General features: G+C 69.0%; 19 protein-coding genes. 12 read left to right on the top strand and 7 right to left on the bottom strand.

Translation table 11 applies throughout. The features are described 5' to 3' along the window. The first annotated feature begins 115 nt into the window (after nt 1-115). Complete coding sequence (locus tag OG734_RS34435) at nt 116-3,205, top strand: FG-GAP-like repeat-containing protein (protein WP_330291327.1); 3,090 nt, start codon at nt 116-118, stop codon at nt 3,203-3,205. Nucleotides 3,206-3,296: 91 nt separating this feature from the next. Here the strand turns inward: OG734_RS34435 and OG734_RS34430 are convergent, their stop codons facing one another. Further along, nucleotides 3,297-3,791: an ATP-binding protein gene (locus OG734_RS34430; RefSeq protein WP_330291326.1), complete on the bottom strand. Its 495-nt coding sequence runs from the start codon at nt 3,789-3,791 to the stop codon at nt 3,297-3,299. Between the two features lie 159 nt (nt 3,792-3,950). On the opposite strand from OG734_RS34430, the gene OG734_RS34425 reads away from it, so the two are divergent. From OG734_RS34425 to OG734_RS34405, 5 genes are all read left to right on the top strand, one after another. Continuing rightward, a complete protein-coding gene (locus OG734_RS34425; RefSeq protein WP_330291325.1) occupies nt 3,951-4,799 on the top strand; it encodes a helix-turn-helix domain-containing protein in 849 nt (282 codons plus the stop codon). Continuing rightward, nucleotides 4,796-5,044 (top strand): DUF397 domain-containing protein, encoded by a 249-nt coding sequence (locus OG734_RS34420; RefSeq protein WP_330291324.1) that lies wholly within the window; start codon nt 4,796-4,798, stop codon nt 5,042-5,044. The genes OG734_RS34425 and OG734_RS34420 overlap by 4 nt, the downstream gene beginning before the upstream one ends. Before the next feature lie 14 nt (nt 5,045-5,058). Beyond that, a complete protein-coding gene (locus OG734_RS34415) occupies nt 5,059-5,361 on the top strand; it encodes a hypothetical protein (protein ID WP_330291323.1) in 303 nt (100 codons plus the stop codon). A gap of 82 nt (nt 5,362-5,443) precedes the next feature. Further along, nucleotides 5,444-6,376 (top strand): hypothetical protein, encoded by a 933-nt coding sequence (locus tag OG734_RS34410; RefSeq protein WP_330291322.1) that lies wholly within the window; start codon nt 5,444-5,446, stop codon nt 6,374-6,376. A 105-nt stretch (nt 6,377-6,481) separates the two neighbouring features. Beyond that, a complete protein-coding gene (locus OG734_RS34405; RefSeq protein WP_330291321.1) occupies nt 6,482-7,243 on the top strand; it encodes an intradiol ring-cleavage dioxygenase in 762 nt (253 codons plus the stop codon). A gap of 154 nt (nt 7,244-7,397) precedes the next feature. Here the strand turns inward: OG734_RS34405 and OG734_RS34400 are convergent, their stop codons facing one another. The 3 genes from OG734_RS34400 to OG734_RS34390 all read right to left on the bottom strand — a co-directional run bounded on the left by OG734_RS34400 (nt 7,398) and on the right by OG734_RS34390 (nt 11,368). Further along, nucleotides 7,398-8,042: a DUF4360 domain-containing protein gene (locus OG734_RS34400; RefSeq protein ID WP_330291320.1), complete on the bottom strand. Its 645-nt coding sequence runs from the start codon at nt 8,040-8,042 to the stop codon at nt 7,398-7,400. A 328-nt stretch (nt 8,043-8,370) separates the two neighbouring features. Next, on the bottom strand, nt 8,371-10,665 hold the full coding sequence (locus tag OG734_RS34395) for a peptidoglycan recognition protein family protein (protein WP_330291319.1): 2,295 nt from the start codon (nt 10,663-10,665) through the stop codon (nt 8,371-8,373). Nucleotides 10,666-10,909: 244 nt separating this feature from the next. Next, entirely contained in the window at nt 10,910-11,368 is a 459-nt protein-coding gene (locus OG734_RS34390) for an RrF2 family transcriptional regulator (RefSeq protein WP_330293901.1), read from the bottom strand. A 109-nt stretch (nt 11,369-11,477) separates the two neighbouring features. Between OG734_RS34390 and OG734_RS34385 the strand changes: the two genes are divergently transcribed. Beyond that, nucleotides 11,478-14,480, top strand: a complete 3,003-nt coding sequence (locus OG734_RS34385; protein WP_330291318.1) for a beta-galactosidase — start codon at nt 11,478-11,480, stop codon at nt 14,478-14,480. Nucleotides 14,481-14,488: 8 nt separating this feature from the next. Here OG734_RS34385 and arfA read toward each other — a convergent pair whose 3' ends face one another. Continuing rightward, on the bottom strand, nt 14,489-15,997 hold the full coding sequence (arfA, locus tag OG734_RS34380; RefSeq protein WP_330291317.1) for an arabinosylfuranosidase ArfA: 1,509 nt from the start codon (nt 15,995-15,997) through the stop codon (nt 14,489-14,491). A 182-nt stretch (nt 15,998-16,179) separates the two neighbouring features. Here arfA and OG734_RS34375 point away from each other — a divergent pair, with 182 nt between their 5' ends. From OG734_RS34375 to OG734_RS34355, 5 genes are all read left to right on the top strand, one after another. Beyond that, a complete protein-coding gene (locus OG734_RS34375; RefSeq protein WP_330291316.1) occupies nt 16,180-16,782 on the top strand; it encodes a transcriptional regulator in 603 nt (200 codons plus the stop codon). 14 nt (nt 16,783-16,796) lie between these two features. Continuing rightward, on the top strand, nt 16,797-17,456 hold the full coding sequence (locus OG734_RS34370; protein ID WP_443065119.1) for a toxin-antitoxin system, toxin component family protein: 660 nt from the start codon (nt 16,797-16,799) through the stop codon (nt 17,454-17,456). Beyond that, nucleotides 17,453-18,718, top strand: coding sequence for an MAB_1171c family putative transporter (locus OG734_RS34365; protein ID WP_330291314.1), 1,266 nt, complete (start codon nt 17,453-17,455; stop codon nt 18,716-18,718). Before OG734_RS34370 ends, OG734_RS34365 begins: the two co-directional genes overlap by 4 nt. After that, a complete protein-coding gene (locus tag OG734_RS34360; RefSeq protein ID WP_330291313.1) occupies nt 18,711-20,108 on the top strand; it encodes an NAD(P)/FAD-dependent oxidoreductase in 1,398 nt (465 codons plus the stop codon). The genes OG734_RS34365 and OG734_RS34360 overlap by 8 nt, the downstream gene beginning before the upstream one ends. 89 nt (nt 20,109-20,197) lie before the next feature. Further along, nucleotides 20,198-21,121 carry a phosphotransferase family protein gene (locus tag OG734_RS34355; protein ID WP_330291312.1) on the top strand — a complete coding sequence of 308 codons (924 nt, stop codon included), beginning with the start codon at nt 20,198-20,200 and terminating at the stop codon, nt 21,119-21,121. A gap of 46 nt (nt 21,122-21,167) precedes the next feature. Here OG734_RS34355 and OG734_RS34350 read toward each other — a convergent pair whose 3' ends face one another. Together OG734_RS34350 and OG734_RS34345 are read right to left on the bottom strand one after the other, a co-directional pair. Continuing rightward, a complete protein-coding gene (locus OG734_RS34350) occupies nt 21,168-22,046 on the bottom strand; it encodes an SMP-30/gluconolactonase/LRE family protein (RefSeq protein ID WP_330291311.1) in 879 nt (292 codons plus the stop codon). After that, the gene (locus tag OG734_RS34345) at nt 22,043-22,816 is read right to left on the bottom strand and encodes an IclR family transcriptional regulator (RefSeq protein ID WP_330291310.1); all 774 of its coding nucleotides are present in this window, start codon (nt 22,814-22,816) and stop codon (nt 22,043-22,045) included. The genes OG734_RS34350 and OG734_RS34345 overlap by 4 nt, the downstream gene beginning before the upstream one ends. Nucleotides 22,817-22,822: the final 6 nt, after the last annotated feature.

The following is a 22,822-nucleotide window of genomic DNA, read 5'->3' as shown; positions in this document are numbered from 1 at the left end:
CAAAATCGGCCACAGTGGGTGTTCAAGGAAAACCCTTATAACCTTTCCTCGCGCCGCCTTGCCAGAGTTATATGGTGCGCACAAATCTGGTGCAGGAAACTAAAGGGGAGGCATAGTGAGAACCCATCGAAGACGGCGCAGGCCAGAAAAACTGCGCCACATACCCATCGCCGCCGTCATGGCGGCGGCGATGGTGGCACTGCTGACTACAGCCTTGCCCTCAGCCGCAGACGGCATCCGCTACTCCCCGCCAGTCGGGCAGCAGCACTCGGCCGAGGAGACGAAAGCACTGGCCCAGGCAGCGGACTCGGGGGAACCAGTAGAACTTGTCTCCCACCGCACGGAAACGTCTCAGGTGTTCGCCAACCCCACGGGAACCTTCACTGAGGAGCGCTACGCCACTGCCCAATGGGCGCGCCAGGCCAACAGGCTGGTGGACATCAACACCAGCCTGAGCGTTGGTGAGGACGGCAAGATCACGCCAAAGGCCACCACCGTGGGGCTTGAGTTCTCCGGCGGCGGCGAGGGACCGCTGGCAACCATCACCCGCGACGGCCGTAGCATCTCCTTGTCCTGGCCCAGGGCCCTCCCTGAGCCACAGATAGCGAATGACACCGTCATCTACCCTGACGTACTGCCCGATGTCGACCTCAAGCTGCGCGCCGGCGCTTCCGGTTTCGCCCAACTGCTCGTTGTGAAGTCCGCCCAGGCTGCGACGAATCCGGAACTGAAAACCATCGGCTACGAGATGTCCAGTGACGGCGTGACTGTCACAGCGGACAATGACGGCAATCTGAGCGCCGTCGATCCGGGCGGGCAGGAACTGTTCACGGCACCGACACCACGCATGTGGGACAGTTCAACCGACAGCACAGGTGGTGCGGGTCTCCGGTCAGCCACCGCCGCCGGCCCCAGAGCCATTCCGCCTCACGGTGACGAGTTCGAACCCGGCCAAGGGGCGCAACAGGCCGCCATCCCCATCGAGGTCACGGACGGCAGTTTGCGGCTCACCCCCAACGCGGGGCTCATGACCAGCGGCGAAACCACCTACCCGGTGTACATCGACCCATACGTCGAGGGCTCGCGCTACTCATGGACTATCGCGTACAAGAAGTACCCCAGCAGCTCCTTCTACAACGGCGCAGGTTGGGGCGGCTCAGGGTCCTCGACTGCAACAGCCCGTGTGGGATACGAGAACGAGACCAATGGACTGGCTCGCTCCTACTTCCGCATGAACACAAAAAACCTCTGGAACACGAAGAAACAGGTCATCAAGTCCACGTTCCGCATCAAGAACACCTGGTCCTGGTCCTGTACGGCCAAACCGGTCGAGGTGTGGCGTACTGACTCCATAGACTCGTCCACCACCTGGAACAACCGGCCGATCCGACGCGAGAAGCAAGCCACGGTCACCGACGCCAAGGGCTGGAGCTCCAGCTGTCCGGCAGGCAACCTTGCCTTCAATGTCACACCCGGCGCAACCGATGCCGCAGCGAGCAAGTGGAACACCATGACCTTCGAGCTCGCGGCCTCCAACGAGTCCGACGTGTACGGATGGAAGAAGTTCGACGCCAGGTCTGCGGTGCTGTCCACCGAGTACAACACCCTTCCCAACGCGCCAACTGCGCAGGACACATCACCAATCAGCACCCGCAATTCCAAGGGCTGCGGCGATGTCGCCCCATACGGCACGATCGGCAACACCGACTTCTACCTGACGGCGAAGGTATCGGACTCCGACGGTGGCACCGTAAAGGCGCAGTTCCACCTCTGGGCTACCGGCCACCACGACGACGGCCCTGGCGTCTTCTTCAACAAGGCCGTCTACGTCACGTCCGGCACCGTGGCAAAGGTGAAGATCACACGCGCAGAACTCAAGCCTCACCTGGGGGTAGCGAGCGGCAACTTCTCCTGGAAGGTCCAGGCTGAGGACAATAGAATCGGCTCAGCCTGGACCCCTGCCGGAGCCGGCTGCCGTTTCGTCTTCGATCCGAACCGGCCGAGCATCCCGCCCGGCATCATCTCCCCTCAGTTCCCCGACGGCAGCGAGGGGTGGCCCACCACTACCGGCCAGGTGCGCACCCCAGGCTCATTCACCTTCTCCAGCGGTGGCGTCAAGGATGTGAAGAAGTACGAGTACTGGACCGATACGGACCCCAGGGTCCGCACGGTCGCTCCCACGGCTGCCGGAGGTTCAGTCACAAAAACGATCACTCCGACAGCCTCGGGTGCCAATCACGTGTATGCCCACAGCGTGGATGGTGCTGGCAATAAGTCTGACCGAGCCGACTACCTTTTCTACGTCAATGGGCTCCAGCAAGCAGACGCAGCAGGTGACATCAACGGCGATGGGAATCCTGATCTGTGGGCCGTTGACAAGGACGGTGCCCTTCGCCGCTTCTATGGGGCAGGTGACGGCACCGTGACCGAAGCCAGTTCACACGCTTCCAACGCCACATGGAACGGCACCCGTATCACCCACCGCGGCGACTGGACCGGTGACGGATACGAGGACCTCATCGCCCTGGGCCAGGACGACACCACCGGATCTAAACGCCTTTGGATCCATCCCAACGACGGCGATGGGTTCGCGTGTACCGATTGCTCGGGAGACACCGGCAATCGCCAGGAACTCACCACCTACGGGACCGAGAACGACCACTGGCAGATCGCTGACCAGATTCTCGCCGTCGGCGACGTGGACGGCGCACAGGACCTCGATGGCGACGGCACCTCCGACATCCCCGGTTTCCCTGACCTCCTGGTCAAGGAAGGCAATCTCCTCTGGTTGTACTTCGGCGGTCCGGACTACCGTCTCGACGGCGACCGCGAACCTATCCTCATCGGCAACGACAACTGGAAGAACTACGACTTGTTCGCTCCGGGAGATACCAACGCCGACGGTCGTGTTGACCTCGGCGCCCGTGATCGCTCCTCTGGTGAACTGTTTATCTTCCGAGGCACTGGCGACGACGGTGATGGTCTGGCCGACCATTCAACGAAGGTGCGCACCGGACGCAACTTCACTCCGGCCGTCGCGCCAATGATCACTTCACCTGGCGACGCCGACCACAGCGGTCTCGCCTTCGACCTATGGTTCACCCTCAGTGACAACGCTCTGTGGACCTTCCTGGACATCAGCGGTGCGAACACCACCTTGTCCAAGGTCAGCGATGGCTGGGGCGGCTACCAAACCATCAGCTGACAACGCGAAGCGAAGAGAACGGCGGGGTTGTGCGGCGTCTCCTTGCGCTCGCCGCACAACCCCGACCCTGCACCCACAGCGGACCAAACGCTCAGGCGTCTACACCTTCCCCACCCCTCTGGCGCCTCACCAGCGACCACCACCCCGGCACATCCACTTCGGCCCGCACCGTCTTCCCCGGTGGCTCCCGGTCCAGCACCTCCCATCGGTCCGCCACCGCGTCGACGACGACCAGCCCGCGCCCGGACTCCGCCAGAGGCAACGGAGACCCTACGTCCCTCGGTCCCGGCGGGCACGGGCCGCTGCGGCTGTCGGTGACCTCGACGCGCACGCTGCCCGTGACGAGCCCGAGCCGCAGCTCGAAGTCCCGCCCCGGGACGCGTCCGTGGGTCACCGCATTCGCGCCCAGCTCGGCGACGATCACCGCGACGGCCTCGGAGACGTCCGAGCTGTACGGGATGCCCCAGGCATCCAGCTGCCCCACGGCAAGGTGCCGGGCGAGGCGGGCGCCACGTGGGGTGGAGCTCAGGCGCTGGGTGAACATACGTACGGTAACCGGGCATTGAGGGGCTGATGGTGCACTCATGATCCCAATGTGGCGGATGGGAGGCGCACTTCACCAGGTCGGAACCGTGTACGCCGGGGCAGCGTACGTGATTACGGACTGGACAGTACTCATCACTGTACGTGACCATGTGTGAATCGGGTGTGTGCAGCGGGGCGAGTGCGCGAGAGGTGGCCGACGATGGCTGAGAGCACGCAGGGGACGATGAGCGGCGAGCCGGAGTTCTCTGACAGTTTGCGGACGTTCGGGGCGGTGGTCCAGGCGTTGCGCGAGCACATGGGGTTGAGCAGGAGGGAACTCGCGCTGGCGGTGCGGTTTTCCGAACACACGGTGGCCTCGGTGGAGTTGGGGAGGCGGATGCCCGATCCGGAGTTCGTGGACCGGGCGGATGTGGTGCTGGGCAACACGGGGGCGCTGAAGAAGGCGGCCGAGTTCCTGAACCGGCAGCCGGGGTTGGCGGCGTGGTTCAGGCGGTGGGCGCAGTTGGAGGGTACGGCGATCAGCCTGTGCACGTACGAATGCCGCCTGATCCCGGGCCTGTTGCAGACGGAGGCGTACGCGCGTGCCGTGACGATGAGCGTGCCGCCGCTGCCCGTCGAGGAGGAGTTGAACAGGCGGATCGAAGCCCGTCTGGAGCGACAGAAGCTGCTCTCCGTGCAGCGGAATCCGCCGTGCTCGTTCAGCTTCATCCTCGAACAGGCGGTGCTGGAGCGGCACACGGGCGGCGAGGAGGTCACCCGGGAGCTGCTCGACCACCTGCTGGACGTGATCGAACGGCAGTGGAACGTGGAGGTCCAGCTCATGCCGCTGCGGCAACCCGTACACGCGGGGCTGGACGGCCCGTTGCGGCTGCTGGAGACACCGAAGAACAAGTGGTTCGCCTACTCCGAGGGGCAGAAGAACGGCCGACTCATCTCTGACCCGAAAGAGATCAGCGTCCTCCAGCAGCGGTATGCGAAACTGCGCTCACAGGCTCTGACACCGGAGGAATCCCGGAGCCTGCTGGAGCGGATGCGAGGAGCGCTATGAGGACGACGCCCAACCTGGCCTGGTTCAAGAGCAGTTACAGCGGCTCCGAGGGCGACGACTGCGTCGAGGTCGCCCTCGCCTGGCGCAAGTCCAGCTACAGCAGCGGCAGCCAGGGCGACTGCGTAGAGGTTGCCACCTGCCCCGGCACCATCCACATCCGGGACTCCAAGGACAAAGAAGGCCCCCAACTCACCCTCTCCCCCACCATTTGGGCCGGCTTCATCGCGTACGCCGTCAGGGCCTGAGACCGCCCTGACCCATGAAGAAGAAGCCCTATTGGCAGCCCTACTGGTACCGCCTGCGCATTCGTACGGACGACGAGCCGTGGGCCGGGTGGCAGGGGCTGGGCGGGCCGGAGTTCAGCCAGGTTCCGAACGTGGCGTTGCGGGACTCCTCGCTGCAGGCGTGGGCCGCCGCCTTCCTCGCGGAAGCCCAGAGCGAACTCGACGACCTGCGCGGCGAGTTGCTGATCGAGTGCTACGACGAGTCGGCCCCGGCCACGCACACCGAGCCGGTGTACTCCGCCCAGGTGCCGCTGGGCCCTGGGCGGCCGTTCACGTGACCGTCGCCCGGAAGCCGCAGGACCGAACGTAAGCCGGGTCCCCTGCGTCCCAGTCCCGACAGCATCAGCTCCGGGGGGACCCATGCGTACGTACACCACCCGCACCACGACCCGACTCGCTCTCGTTCTCACCCTCGCCACCGCCCTGTTCGCGGCCGGTTGCGGCAGCGAGAAGGCCGGGGACATCGGCACCTCGAAGCCCCGCGACCAGGACACCTCGTCGCCGACCGCAGGCCGCGCCCAGCAGGTCGCCGACGCCTGGGACGGTTCCAAGTCCGCCGAGGCATGGCGCAAGGGCTACTTCCCCATGGGCGACGCGGCCCCGCCGCCTGTCGGCGGCTTCCACAGCGCCGCCGACAGGACGGCCCACCAGCTGGAGAACTACGTACTGGACGGCGAACTCCCCACCACCGCGCCCAAGGAGGGGGAGGCGAAGTGGGCGGGCGGAAGCTCGCTCACCCGACCCCTGCTGGACGCGCGACAGGCGTACACCGCCATGAACCGCTTCAACAGCGCCGAGGAACCTCATCTCACCGTCACCGAAGCCAAGTTGGGTGGGATGACGATCGCGACGAGCCGGGGCCCGGCGGCCGTACCCGCCTGGCTGTTCACGCTGGAGGGGTACGACGAGCCACTGGGGCGCGTCGCGCTGCGCCCGTCGAAGCTTCCGCGGTCGCCGATCGGAGGAATCGGCGATGAGGTGCCCACCGAACTGATGCAACTCCCGCAGCTGGTGGAGGTGTCCGGGGACGGGCGGACCGTCACCGTGCTGGCGCACCACGGCTCCTGCGACGACGGTCCCCGTGTGAAGGTTCTGGAGACGGACGGCAGCGTGGTGCTCTCGGCGACCGTCGCCTACGTGGAGTCGGATCTCGCCTGCACCGCAGACATGCACAGCAAGAAGGTGACGGTCGAGCTGAAGCAGCCGCTGGGCGACCGGGTCCTCCTGGACGCCTACACGGGACGGCCGTTGCCGTACAACGAGCCGAACTGGTCCTCACCGAGCTGGAGCTGAGCCGTTGCAGCCCATCAACTCCCTTGTCCTACAAGTAACTTGACACTTGTTCAGTTTTCTGAGCCCACACACCTTCGGCGGTTTCCCCACTATCTTCCTGTGCTCATGACAGAGAAATGGGTAACGTTCCCCACCCAGGTCGGTCGCCGCACCGTGCTGAAAGCCACAGGTGCCACCGCCGCCGCCCTGGCCGTGACCTCAGCCTCCCCCGGAGCCCCCACTCCCCCCACCTCCCCCGTCGCCGCCGCAGCCGTCTGCACCCTCACGAGGGAGATGACCGAAGGCCCCTACTACCTCGACGGCCAGTACGTCCGCGCCGACATCCACGAGAACAAGACCGGCATCCCCCTCAAACTCACCCTCACCGTCGTCGACGACGACACCTGCGCGCCTCTCAGCAACGCGCTCGTCGAGATCTGGCACTGCGACGCTCTCGGCGAGTACTCCGGCTTCGTCGGCCAGAACGGCCACACCGAACCGGACAACGGCACCTTCCTGCGCGGCGGGGTGCTGACCAACTCCAGCGGCGTCGCCACCATAACCAGCGTCTACCCCGGCTGGTACCGGGGCCGCTGCGTCCACATCCACCTCAAGGTGCACACGAACGTCACGCTCACGCCCGACGGCTCGTTCACCGGCGGCCAGGAACTCCACACCGGCCAGCTGTACTTCAGCGAGACGATCACGAGGAGGGTCGCCGCACTCTCGACCTACGCGGTCAACACGGTTCCTCGCACCACCCTCGCCCAGGACTCGATCTACGACGAGGGCGGCGCCGCCTCCGGCCTCCTCACCCTTACCGCACTGGGGAGTTCGACCTCGGCGGGGTACGCGGGAACACTGACCGTGGGGGTGGAAAGCAGCTGACGTCGGCAGCACCGCCGTAACCACCACAGCGGGGTGCGGACACGGCCGGCCGTGTCCGCACCCCGTACACCCGCCGGCTCGCCGGACGGCACCCCGGTCGTGGGGCACCGTCCGGCCGGGCGGGGCTACAACTCCCTTACGGCTCCCACAGCCCTCACTTCGCGGGGCACTGCTGCCACGCCATGTGGTAGGTCGTGTTGATGTCGCCGTCCGTCGAGTCCATCGCCATGAAGCTGGTACCGGTCGACGTACCCTTGTTCACCCGCAACTCCGTGTTGATGTTGAAGTTGCGCTGAACTCCGCAGGGCGCCCAGACCAGTTGGGCCCAGTCGGTGCTGTCGGTGGCCTGCCAGTTGTCGTTGAGCGGGCCGTTGTACGAGTGGGTGCGGAACGCCGTGCTCGGCGAGCCCTGGAAGTAGTACGAGGCCCGCTGCATGGCGTTCGCGCCGCGCTGGAGAGCGGCGAAGCCCCGGTAGTCGACGCTGGCGATGGCGTACGTGAAGCCCGCCGGGACGTGCACCAGCAGGTTGATCTGGCAGTTCTTGCGGAACGCCGTCGGGTCGGAGTTGCCGCCGACCTGGGCGAGGTAGTCGCTGTAGGTGACGGTGAAGGCGGTGTTGTCGCCGGAGACGGCCACCGCGGCCGTACCCGCGGGACAGCCGGAGCCGTTCACCGTGGCGACCTTGATGACGATCTTGTCCGGGGGCGGGTCCTCGAAGGACGACCCGGCACCCTGTGCGGGTATCGCAGCGGCGAACAGAGCGGCAATCGCGCCGCTCACGAGCAGGCCACCAGCCATGGTTCTCCCTTTCAACGCAGTGTTGCAGTGGGGGGGTGAGAATCACGCATGCACGCAGAAGTCATGTACATGCCAAGCGCACGTACATGGCCACACTCAACCTGTGATTGAGCAGTGAAGGAACTGTGAAGGTCGAGCGGTCGCAGCATAGGTGGCCCGCCAGGTACCAGCCACGTCGATCCCCGGCCAATCCCCTCCCACGCGCGGCCTGTTTCACCCCTCGGTGTAACCCGCAGCCATCTCCGGGCCACCCGGAAACGCAAACAACCTGAGCACCGTACGAGGACGGCACTCAGGTTGTTCACGCGGAGAAGGAGAGCCGGGAGTACTACTTCAGGTAGACGAGGCCGTCCGTGGTGACCGCCGGGCGGCCGCTCGTGCCGACGACCACGATCTTGACCGTGTGCTTGGCGCTCGCGCTCCAGCTCTTCGTCCAGATCGCGTCGCGGTACTTCGTCGTCGCCGACTTCAGGTCCACCGTCGCGGCCTTGACGCCGTCCACGAAGACGTTGACCTGGCCGGACGTCGAGGCCCGCGACACCGCGAGGGCGGCCGAGCGGCCGGTGAACGTCCAGGTCAGCGCGGCGTTCTTGGCGGTGCTGGAGTACGACTTGCCGCCCAGGTAGCTGGTCGACGACTTCGTCGTCCAGGTGCCGGTGCGGGTCGCCGAGGACTCCTGGAGGATCACCGGCGTACCGGCGACCGAGGCCGCCCTGGTGTTGCCCGCCTGGTCGTACGCCGTCATCGACCAGGTCGTGGCCGCGCCGGACTTGGAGGTCAGGGCGGCGCTGGTGACCGTCGGGCCGTACGTCTTGGCGACCGGCGCCGTCAGGCGTACCTCCTTCAGGGCGGCCGAGTCCGTGGCCTTCCACTGCAGGGTGACCGGGACGGCCGTCGTGTTCACCGTGCCGGTGCGCAGGGCCAGGTTGGGCGCGGTGGTGAAGGTCGGCGCGGTCGTCTCGGCGACGACGGTCGCGGCGGCGGTGGTCGTCGTCTTGCCGGAGATGTGGGTGGCCCGTACGGACACGGAGTGCGTGCCGAGCGCCAGGTTGACCTTTCCGGAGGTCGCCGTGCCGGCGGTGGTGGCGGCGACCTTGCCGTCGACCAGCACCTCGTACTTCGTGATCAGTGCGGCCGGCGTGGTCGCCGCCCAACTGATCGTCGCGGCCGACTTGGTGTACGTCCGCGTGCCCGAAGTACCCGCTCCCGTCACCGATTTGAGGGCGAGACCGGTGACCGGGCCCGCCGCGTAGCTGCGGATGGTGGGCAGCGCGGCGTAGAGCTTGGTCCCCGGGCACTCGGTGGCGTAGCCGTCGCCGTGGCCGTGGATGGTCGGGAAGCTGAGCTGGTCGCCCGTCTTCCACGTCCTGGTGTTGTACTGGCTGGTCCCGGCGGCGCCCGCGGTGAGCGTGGTCGTCCCGGCCGGGTTGACGCCGTACTGGCCGAGCTTCCAGGCGGCGAGGCGGGCGACCGAGGTCAGCACTGCCGTCGGCGGGGCGACCAGGTTGTAGTTCCCGAGGACGGAGATGCCAGTGGTCTGGCTGTTGAAGCCGTAGGCGTGCGCGCCGAAGACCGGCTTGTCGATCCCGCCCTTGCGGCCCTCAAAGATGGTGCCGCACTTGTCGACGAGGAAGTTGTAGCCGATGTCCTTCCAGCCGTTTGTCTTGACGTGGTACGTGTAGATTCCGCGGATTATGGCCGGGGACTGGTCGCACGTGTAGTCGTTCGTCTCGGCGGTGTGGTGGACGACCACCGCCTTGATCCCGCCCGTCAGATACTCCGGCGCCTCGGGGCTCATCGACTCGTCCGCGCCCCAGCCCGCCCGCAAGGTGATCGGCGGCTTGGGGGCGGTGGACGGCGGGGCCGTGGGGCCGGTGCTCGCCGAGGCGGACGGTGAGGCCGAGGCACTCGCCGACGCGGACGTCGAGGGCGACGCGCTCGGCGACGCGGACTCGGACGGCGACACGGACGGGGAGGCGGACTCGGACTCGCTCGGGGACGCGGAGGCGGACGCCGAGTCCGTCGCTGTCGGCGAGGCGGAGTCCGTCACCTCCGGCGTGCTCGACGCGTCCGGCGACTCGGTGCTCGCAGCCGCCACATATCCCGCGGGCTCCAGGTCCGACACCGAACCGGTGCCGGGGTCGATCATGTCGACGCGCAGCCCCTTGGGCAGCTCGGCCGACGTCTTGCCGTCGACCCGGACCTCCACGCCGTCGGACGCGCCGACCCACGCGGGCTCGGTACCGGCGCGGGTCGCGCCCTCCTCGCCGGGGCCGCTGTCCGTGCCCAGCTCCAGCCAGGACGTCCAGTTGTCGGTGCCGGCGTCGCGGGTACGGACCTCGACCTTGCCCGCCATGGTGGCCGACGGGTCGGACCAGGTGACGCCGAGCATGCTGAACGGCTTGGTGTCCCGCTTGGCCAGGGTCGCCGAGTCGCCGTCGGCGGCGACCTTCAGCGCCGTCGCGTACTCCTCGGTCGCGATCGGCCCGGAGGCCGGCTTGCCGTCGTCGGCCGCGTTGTTCGTGCCGCCGCCGCTCACTGACTGCACGATCAGAACTCCGGACACTCCGGCGGCCACAACGGCCCCGATGCCCCACCCTCGACGCGATCTCAGCGATCTCATCCCCGTACGCACACCCTTCACATAGACCCCACCCGTTACATGCACATGCAGAGGTCAAGGTATCGGGAGAGTGAAGGTCGTCAACAACCAACCCGGAACTTCATCCGTCAAAGTGGTTTAGAAACACTCCGATGGAGCACAATAAACGGCCCTGAAAGACTGAAAATTTGGGCTCTTCCGGGCATACGGGTTTACTGGTTTATGGCTTCTTCCAGACCGCTTTATTGGGTACTCCCAGACCGCCTTACGGGTTCTCCCAGGCCGCCGGTTCCTCGGCCAGCCCCCGCACCGGCTCCGGCAGCTCCCCCGCCGCCAGATCGGCGAAGGTCACCCCCTCCAGCACCTTGCGGACGTTGGCACGCAGCGCGACCCACAGCGGGAGCAGCGGTTCGGCGGGGCCGGTGTAGGCGAGACCGGTCGGCCGTTCGCCGCGCACCGAAACGATGGGCCCGTCGACGGCCCGGACGACGTCCGCGACGGTGATCTCCGCGGCGGCGCGCGCCAGCCGGTAGCCGCCGTTCCCACCGCGCCGGGAGTCGACGATCCCGCCGCGCCGCAGATCGCCGAGGATGCCCTCCAGGAACTTGTGCGGAATTGCCTGGGCAGCGGCGACGGTCTCCGCCTTCACAGCACCCTCGTCCTGCCGTACGGCGAGCTCCAGCACCGCTCGCACCGCGTAGTCCGCCCGCGCCGAGATCCTCATGCGGCCATTGTCGGTCGTCACGGTGTGGACAATGACCGCACCCGCGCATCAGCGCACTCGCGTATCCCCTGTCCCCACGCGCGGGCCCCGTACGGCCGAGGAGACCACATTGGTGTTGAGCAGACGTACCTTCACCGCATTCGCCGGCACCGCCGCCCTCGGCCTCTCCCTCAACGCGAGCGCGGGCATGGACTCCGGCGGCCCGGGCGGATCGGCGTACGCGGGCCATACCGCGCCCACCGGACCGGCCCCCGACCCGCCCACGGCGGACGGCCGCCACCACACCGTCGGCTTCGACCGCTACTCCCTCCTGGTCGACGGCCGACGGCTCGTCCTGTGGTCGGGAGAGATGCACCCCTTCCGGCTGCCCAGCCCGTCCCTGTGGCGGGATGTGCTCCAGAAGATGCGCGCGCACGGCTACAACGCGGTCAGCATCTACGTGGCCTGGAACTACCACTCCCCCGCCCCCGGCCGGTACGACTTCACGGGCGTCCGCGACCTCGACCTGTTCCTGCGCCAGGCCGCCGAGACCGGCCTGTACGTCATCCTGCGCCCGGGCCCGTACATCAACGCCGAGGTCGACGCCGGCGGCTTCCCCGGCTGGCTGACCGCGACGAAAGCTCGCGCCCGTATCTCCGACCCGACCTACCTCTCGTACGCCGACGAGTGGCTGACGGCGGTCAACAGGATCGTGGCCCGCCACCTCTACACCCGGGGCGACGGCACGGTCCTGCTCTACCAGATCGAGAACGAGTACTACGCGTACGTCACGAAGCCCCCCGGCCGCGACTACATGGCCCACCTGTACGCCAAGGTCCGCGCCGACGGCATCGACGTGCCCCTCTTTCACAACGACCAGAGCAGACACGGCTACTGGACGCCCGGCTCCTTCGACACCGGCGGTGAGCGGGGGCGTTGGCTGTACGGCTTCGACGGTTATCCGGCGCCGGACGAAGTCCCGCCCGACTGGGGGCACTTCGGCATCGGCGGTAAGAAGGGCGGGGCCACGGCGAGTCCAGGAACCCCGGGGTTCGTGCCGGAGTTCGGGGGCGGCTGGTTCGATCCGTGGGGCGGGGCCGAGTTCGACGGGGCGGGGTACGCGGGGTCGGCGCGGACCCGGGACGCGGCCTACGAACGTCGCTTCTACCTCACCAACCTCGCCAACGGCATCACCGTCCACAACGTCTACATGACCTTCGGCGGCACCAGTTGGGGCTGGCTGCCCGCCCCGCAGGTGTACACGTCGTACGACTACGGTGCCGCCTTCGACGAGGGGCGCCTGGCGACACCGAAGGTCGTTCCGATGCACCAGTTCGGGCATCTGGTGCGGTGCGTACCGGAGTTGGCCAAGCTGGACCCGGCCGAGGACATAACTGTGGGGGGCGTGGCGGCGGGGGACGGCCGGATCAAGGTCTACCACCTCACCAACCCTGACACCGACGCCCACATCTACGTCCTGCGCAACGACTCCACGAAGTCGGTCAGCTCGGCCCTCCCGGTCGCCGGGACCTCGCTGCCGGTCACCGTCCCCGCCTCGGACGCCCGTCTCCTCGCCGCCGGAATCGCCCTGGGGCAAAGGAAGTTGGCGTACTCCAACGCCCAGCCGATGCTGTGGCTGACGGCAGGGGGCCGGGACGTCGCCGTGCTGACGGGACGCGCGGGCGAGACCACGGTGACTGCGCTGGAGTGCGCGAGTGAGCCGACGGTGACTGTACTGGCGGGGGACGCGGAGTCCTCGTACGCGGACGGGCGGGTGCGGGTGACCGCCCGACTCGGCGGTCTCACCAGGGTGTTGGTCGAAGGGGGCGGAATATCGGCTCCCCTCCTCCTTCTCCTCGCCGACGACGAGACCTCCGCGCGGCTCTGGCCCCGCGAGACCCCGTCGGGATCGGTGCTGGTGTACGGGCCGGCGCTGCTGCGGACCGCCGAACTGCGGGGCGACGCCGTGCGGTTGACCGGGGACACCGTCGAGGCCGCCGAGCTGGAGGTGTGGGCGCCGCACGGGGTGCGTGAAGTGGTCTGGAATCAGGGCGCGTTGCAGATGTCAGCCACCGACTCCGGGAGCCTGCGGGCCGAGCAGCCGTTGGCGGGGGTCCCGGCGGTCGCGCTGCCCGTGCTGGGCGGCTGGCGGCGGCAGGTGGAGAACCCCGAGTCCGCGCCCGGGTTCGACGACTCCAAGTGGCTTGTCGCCGACCGGACTTCGACGTTCAGTACGACCGCCGTGCCCGACGGGCAGCCCGTGCTGTTCGCCGACGACTACGGCTTCCACTACGGGGACGTCTGGTACCGGGGCTCCTTCACCGACGCCACGGGCATGGAATCCGTGTCCCTCGGCTACAGCACCGGGACGCAGGGGCTGCTGATGGCGTGGCTGGACGGTGAGCCGCTGGGCACGCACCGGATGCCGGTGCCGGACAAGGAGACGGTACGAAAGGGGAGTTGGACAGCGACGACGACCTTCGGCGTGCCGGAGAGGGTGCGCACGCCCGGCGGGCATGTGCTGTCCGTGCTGGTGCGGCGGATGCAGCACGACATGGACGGGAAGACGCAGGACACGCACAAGGTCGCGCGCGGACTGACAGCGGTGACCTTCACGGGTGCCTCTCCTGCGGTGAGGTGGCGACTGCAGGGCGCGGCTGCGGCGGCGGCCGATCCGGTACGTGGGCCGCTCAACACCGGTGGTCTGTACGGGGAACGGTCGGGCTGGCATCTGCCGGGGTACGGGGACGGCGGCTGGCCCGTGGTCGAGCTGCCGCGTGCCGAGCGACGACGGCAGGGGGTGGCCTGGTACCGGACCGGGTTCCGGCTCGACGTCGGTCCGGGCGTCGACGCGTCGATCGGGCTGGTGCTGGAGGACGATCCGGTGCGCGCGTACCGCGTACAGATCTTCCTGAACGGCTGGAACATGGGCCAGTACGTCAACGACGTCGGCCCCCAGCACACCTTCGTCCTCCCGAACGGCATCCTGCGCACCCGGGGCGCCAACACCCTTGCCCTGGCGGTGCTTTCGGACGGTACGACGGAGTCGGGGCCGGGGGAGGTACGGCTGACGCTGCTCGGGAGTACGGCCGGGGGAGTTCCGGTGACGGTCGTCCCCTCCCCCGGCCGTTAGTCGGAGATCTACGCCAGTCGGATCACGTTCCACGACAGGGGCTCCAGGACGGCGGTCAGCCTGCCGTCCTGGAGGGTGGTGCCGGTGGCCTGGTGCGGGGTGACGCGCTCCGGGTCGTCGAGGGTGTTGCGGGCGTCCGGGTCGGCGTCGGCGATCGTGCTGTGCTCGACGACCGACGTCAACTCCAGGCCGTTCAGGACGACTTCGAGCGGCAGCGACTGGGTGCGGTCGCGGTTCACGGCGAAGACGGTGACCGTGCCGTCCTCGGCGCGTACGGCGGTGGCGTGCAGCAGGTCCGTCTCGCCGTACTTCTTCGTCTCGTACGTCGGTGAGTCAACTCGTACGTCGAGGACCTCGCCGCGTCCGTACTTGCTGGCCTGCGCGAACGGGAAGAACGTCGTCTGACGCCAGGCCGGGCCGCCGGGCTCGGTCATGATCGGCGCGATGACGTTGACGAGCTGGGCGAGACAGGCGACGGTGACGCGGTCCGCGTGCCGGAGCAGGGCGATGAGGAGCGAGCCGAAGACGACGGCGTCGGTGACGGAGTAGACGTCCTCCAGCAGCCGTGGGGCCTCCGCCCAGTCCTCGGCCGGCAGTGAGCTGGGCCGGGTGGTCATGTACCAGACGTTCCACTCGTCGAAGGAGAGGTTGATCTTCTTCTTCGACTTGAGGCGGGCGCCGACGTGGTCACAGGTCGCGACTACGTTGTCAATGAACGACTCCATGTCCACGGCGGAGGCCAGGAAGGAGTCGATGTCGCCGTCGTGGGGCTCGTAGTAGGCGTGCAGGGAGATGAAGTCGACCAGGTCGTACGTCTCCTGGAGGACCGTCGACTCCCACTCGGCGAACGTCTCCATGCCCTGGCTGGAGGAGCCGCAGGCGACGAGTTCCAGGTCCGGCTCGATCTGGCGCATCGCGCGGGCGGTCTCGGCGGCGAGGCGGCCGTACTCCGCGGCGGTCTTGTGGCCCGTCTGCCAGGGGCCGTCCATCTCGTTGCCGAGACACCACATCTTGATGCCGAACGGGTCCTTGTCGCCGTGCGTGACGCGCAGGTCCGAACGGGCGGTGCCGGCGGGGTGGTTGGCGTACTCCTGGAGTTCGAGGGCCTCGGCGACCCCGCGCGTGCCGAGGTTGACGGCCATCATCGGCTCGGCCTGCGGGCCGACCTTCTTGAGGAAGTCGATGTACTCGGAGAGCCCGAAGCGGTTGGACTCCGTGGAGCGCCAGGCGAGGTCGAGCCGGCGGGGGCGTTCGTCGACCGGGCCGACCGAGTCCTCCCAGTTGAAGCCGGAGACGAAGTTGCCGCCGGGGTAACGGATGGTGGTGACGCCGAGTTCGCGGACCAGTTCCAGCACGTCCGTGCGCAGGCCCGCCTCGTCGGCGGCGGGGTGGCCGGGCTCGAAGACGCCGGTGTAGACACAGCGGCCGAGGTGTTCGACGAAGGATCCGAAGAGACGGGGATTGACCTCGCCGACGGTGAAAGCGGGGTCGATCGTGAAGCGGGCGGTGCGGGACATGAATTCCTCTCGGTCGCCACTGCGCTGTTCGGTATATCGGTGGCCACTCGTAACTTCGAACAGGACCGTAATTTTGGAGTGTCCGCACGTCAATGGCGGGTGCCCCCAACGATCGTTCCGTGACCTCCAACGATCGTTGGATTTTCCTGGTGCGCAGAGGTCCGGACACGTAGAGTCGGCCCGTGAGTGAGCCCCTCTCAGAGACCCTCGCCCGCCTCGACGAACGCATCGCCGAGGCGCGTCTCGATCGCGCCGAAGTCCTGGACGTACGAGTCCTGTCGGCCCGTACCGCTCTCACCGAGGGCGAGATCCAGGCGCTGCTGACCGAGGGCGCGCAGTCGTCGGCCGACGACATCGAGGGCCGTATCCGGCGCCGGGTGCACACGCTCCACGAGACGCGGCTCGCGGCGAGCGGCAGGAAGCGCGCCGAGGTCTGCAAGGAGGTCGCGGGCGCCCTGTCGATCAGCCCCGAGTGGGCCCGCCAGCTGCTCCTCGGCAAGAAGATGCCGAACGTTCCCGATCTCACCGCGCTCGCCGCGTACTTCGGCGTCGAGCAGGGCACCGGCTTCTTCACCGACCCCGCGCCCATCGTCCTGAACCGTGAACTCCGCCGCCTGCTGGAGGAACTCGGCGGCGCCGAGGAGGGCCCGCTGGTCCGGTTCGCGACCCGGCACGGTGTCGTCACGCTGGCCCTGCGCGGCCGGCAGCTGACCCCGCGCAAGCAGGAGGCCCTCGCGGTGATGCTCGAAGGGCTGCTGAGCGGCGGCGAGGAGACCGAGCGATGACGACAACGGGAGCGATGCGGGGGATGAGGGAGGCGACGAGGGGTGTGCTGGCGGCTCTGCTGCCCGCCCGGGCCGCGCACCGGTTGCGGACCCGGGGTGCGATGCGCGACCTGACCGGCGCCCTCGACACGGCACTGCGGAAGCAGGAGCGGGATCAGGCGTCACGGGATCAGGCGCGGGATCAGGACAACAGCCCCTCGGGAGTGCGGGAGTTGTGCCGGGCGCTGTGCGAGGAGATGAGTGCGCGGCGCGGGCGGCGCGTCGAGCTGCGTTTCGAGCGTTTCCCCGACGAGATCGAAGTCACCGGCCTGTGGGTGGAGTTCCACGACTTCGACCTTGTGATCGTCGAGGAGCGGGCCGAGGCGGTGCAGCAACTCGTCATCCTGGGACACGAGTTGTGGCATCTGCACGCCGGACACTGCCACCACCACAGCGTCGGCGCGACCGCCGCCCGCGTACTCGCCGACGAGCAGTCCTGGCAGGGCAGCGCGCTGACCGTCGCCGCCCGCAACGGCTCCCGTGAGGCCGACGAGGCCGACGCCGAGGAGTTCGGCCACCGCCTCGCCACCGTCTTCCGGCCGTGGGTGGAGGGGCGTTCGGCGAGCACCGGCAGCAGTGGCGTGCAGGCCTCCCTGGGGTATCGCGGCAGAGGAAGCGGAAACGCGCGGCGATGAACCCCTCCGGCTTCCCCGGCGAGCCGTACTCCGTCCTCGTCTTCGGGACACCGATCGTGGCCCTGGCCGCCGCCCTGGTGTTCAAGCTGCCCAGCATCGTCAGGCTGTGGCGGGATCCGCTGCGCCGCGCGGTCGGCGGTCTGCTGCTGCTCGCCTGCGGCATCTTCGTCTTCGCGGCGCCGCCGGCCGTCTCCTGGGCCAACCGTGTCACTGGCGTGCCCAACATCGCGGCGCCCCTGGTGTACAGCTTCCTCGTCGCGTTCTGCGGAGCGAGTCTGCTGCTGATGATCGCGTGGCGCGGCGGCCTCGCCGGTCACCCGGCCCGCTCGGCGAGGGCACGGCGCGCGATGCGGTGGGTCGCCGTCGGTCACACGGGCGTGATCGTCGCGCTGTGGGCGTTGTTCGGGCTCGCGGACGTCCCCGTGGAGCGTCGGCGGGACCTGGACACGTACTACGCCCGTACGCCCTTCATGCGTGAGCTCATCGCGCTCTATCTGCTCGCGCACACCACGTCCTGTGTCCTGACGTACCGGCTGATCCGGAACTGGATCCACACCGCCGGACTCGACGTGTGGCTGCGCCGGGGCCTGAAGTCGCTGGCCGTCGGCTACGCCGCCAACCTGGTGTTCGACGCGGCGAAGGGCACGGCCGTCGTCGCCCGCTGGACGGGCGGCGACCTGGACCCGCTCTCCACGGAACTCGCCCCACTCGCCGGCTGCGTCGCCGCCGTCCTGATCGCGACGGGGTTCGTGCTGCCGCACGTCGGTCAGTATCTGCGCGACCGCTGGCAGCTCCGCCGCGCCCACCTCCGCCTCGCCCCGCTGTACGACCTGCTGCGCACCGCCACCGGCAGGGGCGTCCCCTTCTCCCTGCGGGCCACCCCGGAGCTGCGGCTGACCCGCCGCGAGACGTTCATCCGCGACGCCCTGCTCCAACTCGCCCGCCACTTCGACGAGGAACTGCGGCGGCGGGCGTACGAGGCCGCTGTGGACCTGGGGTACGGCCGTGGCCGGGCGGAAGCGCTGGCGGCGGCCGTGACGATCCGGGACGCGATCGAGGCGCGCGCCCTGTCCCGTCACCCCTCTCGCCCCTCTGGCCAATCTCCCCAGTTTCCCCAAGTCAAGGACCACGCCACGGACTTGCTCCCGGAGCTGCTCCAGGGCATCGACGCCGTGTCCCAGGTCCTGAGTCACCCCGATGAGATCGAGGCGGTGCGCGCCCTCGCGTCCGCCACAGTAGAGAGCCTGCACGTATATGAGTGATCAGTCGTCTCCCGTCAGATCCGCCGTGGTCCTCGGCGGTTCGCTCGCCGGGCTGCTCGCGGCCCGCGCGCTGGTCGGGTTCGCGGACCGTGTGACCGTCGTCGAGCGTGACGTCCTGCCGGACGGCCCCGAGCCGCGCCGGAACCTGCCGCAGGCCCGGCACGTGCATGTGCTGTGGTCCGGAGGTGCCCGAGCCGTCGAGGAACTGGTGCCGGGCGTGGGCGAGTTGCTGCTCGACGCCGGTGCGCACCGGCTGGCGGTCACGACGGACATGGTGGCGCTGGCGCCGCAGGGCTGGTTCCGGCGGTGGCCCGAGTCGCACCACGTGTTCCTGTGCGGCAGGGACCTGCTGGACGCGACGGTCCGCGCCCAGGTCCTGGACGACGACCGGATCAAACTGGTCGAGCACGCCGAGGTGTTGGGCCTGGAGGGCACCGCCGAGGCCGTCACCGGCGTACGGCTGCGGGGCGCCGACGGCAGCCGCCGCACCCTCCACGCCGACCTGGTCGTGGACGCCACCGGCCGCGCCTCGCGCGCCCCGCACTGGCTGCGCGAACTCGGCCTGCCCGAACCGGCCCACCGCGTGGTCGACTCCGGGCTCGCGTACGCCAGCCGGATCTACCGGGCGCCCGAACCGGCACGGCAGGGCTACCCGGTGGTCACCGTCCAGGCAGACCCGAGGGCGGGTGGTCCGGGCCGGGCGGGCGTCCTCGCACCCATCGAGGACGGCTGCTGGCTGGTCTCCCTGTCGGGCACCCGGGGCAGCGAACCCCCCACGGACGGCGCGGAGTTCACGCGGTTCGCCCGCGAGGAGCTGCGTCACCCGGTGATCGCCGACCTGCTCGCGGGAGCGGAACCCCTGACGGACGTGTCCATCACCCGCACGACGTCGAACCGCCGGCACTACTACGAGCGGATGCCCGCCTGGCCGGAGAACTTCACGGTGATCGGCGACGCGCTGGCCGCGTACAACCCGATCTACGGCCACGGAATGTCGGTGGCGGCCCAAAGTGCCGTCGCGCTGCGGGATGTGATCCGGCGTCAGGGCTGGGGCACGCCCGGTCTGTCCCGCCGTATCCAGAAGGCGGTGGCCCTCCCGGTCGCCGCTGCCTGGGACCTGGCGACGAGCCAGGACATCTTCTATCCCGGCGCCACCGAGAAGGGCCCCACCCTGCGGGACCGCATCCTCGCGGCCTACGTGGGCCGCCTGATGCGCACGGCCACGGGCAACGGCCGTATCGCCCGCCGGGTGACGGACGTGACGTCCCTGGAACGCGGCGCGGAGGTACTGCTGACGCCAAGTGTCCTGCTGGCGGCGGCGATCGGCCCGCTGAAGCCGCCGCTGAGCGGGCCGCCGTTGCTGCCGGAGGAGTGGAAGGCTGCGGAGTAGGAGTGGCGGACCAGGAGTGGCGGAGCAGGCCACCCGTTGCCGCCAAATGCCGTTGCCTGTCCGCCGGTAGCCGCCGTACGGTCCGGATCATGCTTCCTGTGGTCGAGACGGACGAACAGTGGGACGCGGTGGTCCCCGACGAGACGGTGATGCGGGCCGGGGCGGCGGAGCTGTGCGCGCGCCTCGGCCTGCGCGGCGCCCCGCTCACCCGGTTCGCGGACGGTTCGCAGCCGGTGTACGCGGTCGGCGACGAACTCGTCCTGAAGCTGTTCCCCGGGGCCGCCGCCCAGGACGGCAGGGCCGAGGGCCGGGTCCTGTCGTATCTGCGGGGCCGGCTCCCCGTACCGACCCCGCAGGTCCAGGACTTCGGCCCGTACGAGAACGGCTGGCAGTACGTCCTGATGTCCCGCCTGCCCGGCGTGAACCTCGCCCATGTCTGGGGCCACGTCCCGCGCGCCCACCGGGAGCGCCTCGTCACCGAGATCGGCGAGGCGCTGGCCGTCCTGCACGCCCTCGACCCCGCGTCCCTCGACGATGTCCTCGGTCCGGAGAACTGGGGCGCGTTCCTGGACGGGCGGCGCGAACGCGCGGTGGAGCAGCAGCGCGGTCACGGTCTGTCGGCGGCCTGGCTGGAGCGGATCCCCGACTTCCTCGCCGCGAACCCGCTCCCCCGCACTCCGGCCCGCTCCCTGCTGCACACCGAGGTGATGCAGCAGCACTTCCTGATCGACCCTGACACCTGGCGCCTGACCGGCCTCTTCGACTTCGAGCCGGCGATGATCGGCGACCGCGCGTACGACTTCGTGGGCGTCGGCCTGTTCGTCACCCGGGGCGAGACGGACCTGCTGGCCCGCCTGTCCCGCGCGTACGGCCACACCTTCGCCCCGCGCCAACTCCTCGCGTACACACTGCTGCACGTGTACAGCAACCTGCCCTGGTACATGCGCGAACTGCACATACCCGCGGAGGGGACCTGGGAAGCGGTGGCGGAGGCGTGGTTCGGTACGGAGTGATTCGGCCCGGTAACCGTGACTCGGCTCGGTAGCGGGTGTGGCGCGCTCAGCCCGCGAACGCCGGCTGGGCGACCCCCTTGCCCGCTTCCGGTACGACCAGGAGCGAGCCCGACATCGGGTGGGGGTCGGACAGGCCGACGCGGGCCGTGGTGATGTACAGGTCCGTGAGGTTCGGGCCGCCGAAGGCGCAGGCCGTGGGGCGGACCGTGGGGAGGGTGATCGTGCGGTCCAGGGTGCCGGCGGGGGTGTAGCGGCGTACCGCTCCGCCGTCCCACAGGGCGACCCAGACGCAGCCGTCCGCGTCGACCGTCAGGCCGTCTGGGAAGCCCGCGCCCTCCTCGATCAGCGCCAGTTGGCGGCGGTTGGTGACATTCCGCCCGTCGGCCGACACGTCGAAGACGTCGACGCGGCGGGTCGGGGAGTCGATGTAGTACATCAGGCGGCCGTCCGGGCTCCAGCCCGTGCCGTTGCTCACCGCCACGTCGTCCAGGACGGTCGTGGCCTCGCCGTCGCCCGTCAGGCGGGACAGCGTGCCGCCGCCCGGCGCCTCGTCGTAGCGCATCGTGCCGGCCCACAGGGAGCCGTCGGGGGCCACCGCCGCGTCGTTCGCCCGGCGGCCGGGGGTCGGGTCGTGGTGCAGCCAGCGGAAGCCGGTGGCGGGGTCGGCGCCCTCGTCGTCGTACAGGGCGACTCCGTCGCGCAGGTTCAGGACCAGGCCGCCGGTCGCACGCGGCTTGGCGGCGCCCACGTGCTGTTCCGTCGCCATGACCGTGCGACGGCCGGTCGACGGGTCGTAGGTGTTGACCCGGGAGCCGAGGATGTCGATCCAGATCAGCCGGGACTTCGCCGCGTCCCAGGTCGGGCCCTCACCGAGGGTCGCCTGCGCCTGGACCGCCACTTCGAGGGCGGGTTCGTACGTCGTCATGCCACACTCCGGTGACCGAGGCGCTCGGAGAGTTCGGCGGCGCCCTTGGCGGCGAGCTGCTCCAGCTCCGAACGGTGGTCGTCGCTCCAGCGGATCATCGGGACGGAGATCGACAGCGCGGCGACCACCCGTCCCGTGCGGTCCTGCACCGGAGCCGCCACACAGCTGACGTCCGGGTTCGACTCACGGTTCTCCACGGCGACGCCCCGGCGGCGGATCTCCGCGAGGGCCTCGCGCAGGGCAGCCGGGTCGGTGATGCTGTTCGGCGTCATCGCGGGCAGGGGGACGTTGTCGGGGACCCGGGCGGAGAGCTCGTGGTCGGGCAGCGAGGCCAGCAGCATCTTGCCCACGGAGGTGCAGTGGGCGGGCAGGCGGCGGCCGGCCGCCGACACCATCCGTACCGCGTGGGTGGAGTCCACCTTGGCGATGTAGATGACGTCCGTGCCTTCGAGGATCGCGACGTGCACCGTCTCGTCACACGTCTCGGCGACGGAACGGGCCACCTGCAGGCCCTCCGCGGCCAGGTCCAGCTGCTCGGCGTAGCGGCTGCCGAGCTGGTACGGGCGCACGCCCAGGCGGTAGCGGCCCGGCTGGCCGGGGACCTGCACAATGTACGAACGGGCGGCGAGCGTCGTCACCAGTTCGTGCACGGTGGTGCGTGGCAGCTGGAGTCGGCGCACTATGTCCGGGGCGGAGAGCGTGCCGTCTCCATCCAGGAAGAGCTCAAGAATGTCGAGAGCCCGGGTCACGGCAGGTACGAGGCGTCCCATGACGGC

This window comes from Streptomyces sp. NBC_00576 (genome assembly GCF_036345175.1).
Taxonomy (GTDB): domain Bacteria; phylum Actinomycetota; class Actinomycetes; order Streptomycetales; family Streptomycetaceae; genus Streptomyces.
This window is presented reverse-complemented; position numbering and strand designations above follow the sequence as displayed.

Coding starts and splice junctions, on each gene's coding strand:
- OG734_RS34430 (WP_330291326.1), bottom strand. CDS start 3,791: ATGAGTGCACCATCAGCCCCTCAATGCCCGGTTACCGTACGTATGTTC.
- OG734_RS34425 (WP_330291325.1), top strand. CDS start 3,951: ATGGCTGAGAGCACGCAGGGGACGATGAGCGGCGAGCCGGAGTTCTCT.
- OG734_RS34420 (WP_330291324.1), top strand. CDS start 4,796: ATGAGGACGACGCCCAACCTGGCCTGGTTCAAGAGCAGTTACAGCGGC.
- OG734_RS34415 (WP_330291323.1), top strand. CDS start 5,059: ATGAAGAAGAAGCCCTATTGGCAGCCCTACTGGTACCGCCTGCGCATT.
- OG734_RS34410 (WP_330291322.1), top strand. CDS start 5,444: ATGCGTACGTACACCACCCGCACCACGACCCGACTCGCTCTCGTTCTC.
- OG734_RS34405 (WP_330291321.1), top strand. CDS start 6,482: ATGACAGAGAAATGGGTAACGTTCCCCACCCAGGTCGGTCGCCGCACC.
- OG734_RS34400 (WP_330291320.1), bottom strand. CDS start 8,042: ATGGCTGGTGGCCTGCTCGTGAGCGGCGCGATTGCCGCTCTGTTCGCC.
- OG734_RS34395 (WP_330291319.1), bottom strand. CDS start 10,665: ATGAGATCGCTGAGATCGCGTCGAGGGTGGGGCATCGGGGCCGTTGTG.
- OG734_RS34390 (WP_330293901.1), bottom strand. CDS start 11,368: ATGAGGATCTCGGCGCGGGCGGACTACGCGGTGCGAGCGGTGCTGGAG.
- arfA (WP_330291317.1), bottom strand. CDS start 15,997: ATGTCCCGCACCGCCCGCTTCACGATCGACCCCGCTTTCACCGTCGGC.
- OG734_RS34370 (WP_443065119.1), top strand. CDS start 16,797: ATGCGGGGGATGAGGGAGGCGACGAGGGGTGTGCTGGCGGCTCTGCTG.
- OG734_RS34365 (WP_330291314.1), top strand. CDS start 17,453: ATGAACCCCTCCGGCTTCCCCGGCGAGCCGTACTCCGTCCTCGTCTTC.
- OG734_RS34360 (WP_330291313.1), top strand. CDS start 18,711: ATGAGTGATCAGTCGTCTCCCGTCAGATCCGCCGTGGTCCTCGGCGGT.
- OG734_RS34355 (WP_330291312.1), top strand. CDS start 20,198: ATGCTTCCTGTGGTCGAGACGGACGAACAGTGGGACGCGGTGGTCCCC.
- OG734_RS34350 (WP_330291311.1), bottom strand. CDS start 22,046: ATGACGACGTACGAACCCGCCCTCGAAGTGGCGGTCCAGGCGCAGGCG.
- OG734_RS34345 (WP_330291310.1), bottom strand. CDS start 22,816: ATGGGACGCCTCGTACCTGCCGTGACCCGGGCTCTCGACATTCTTGAG.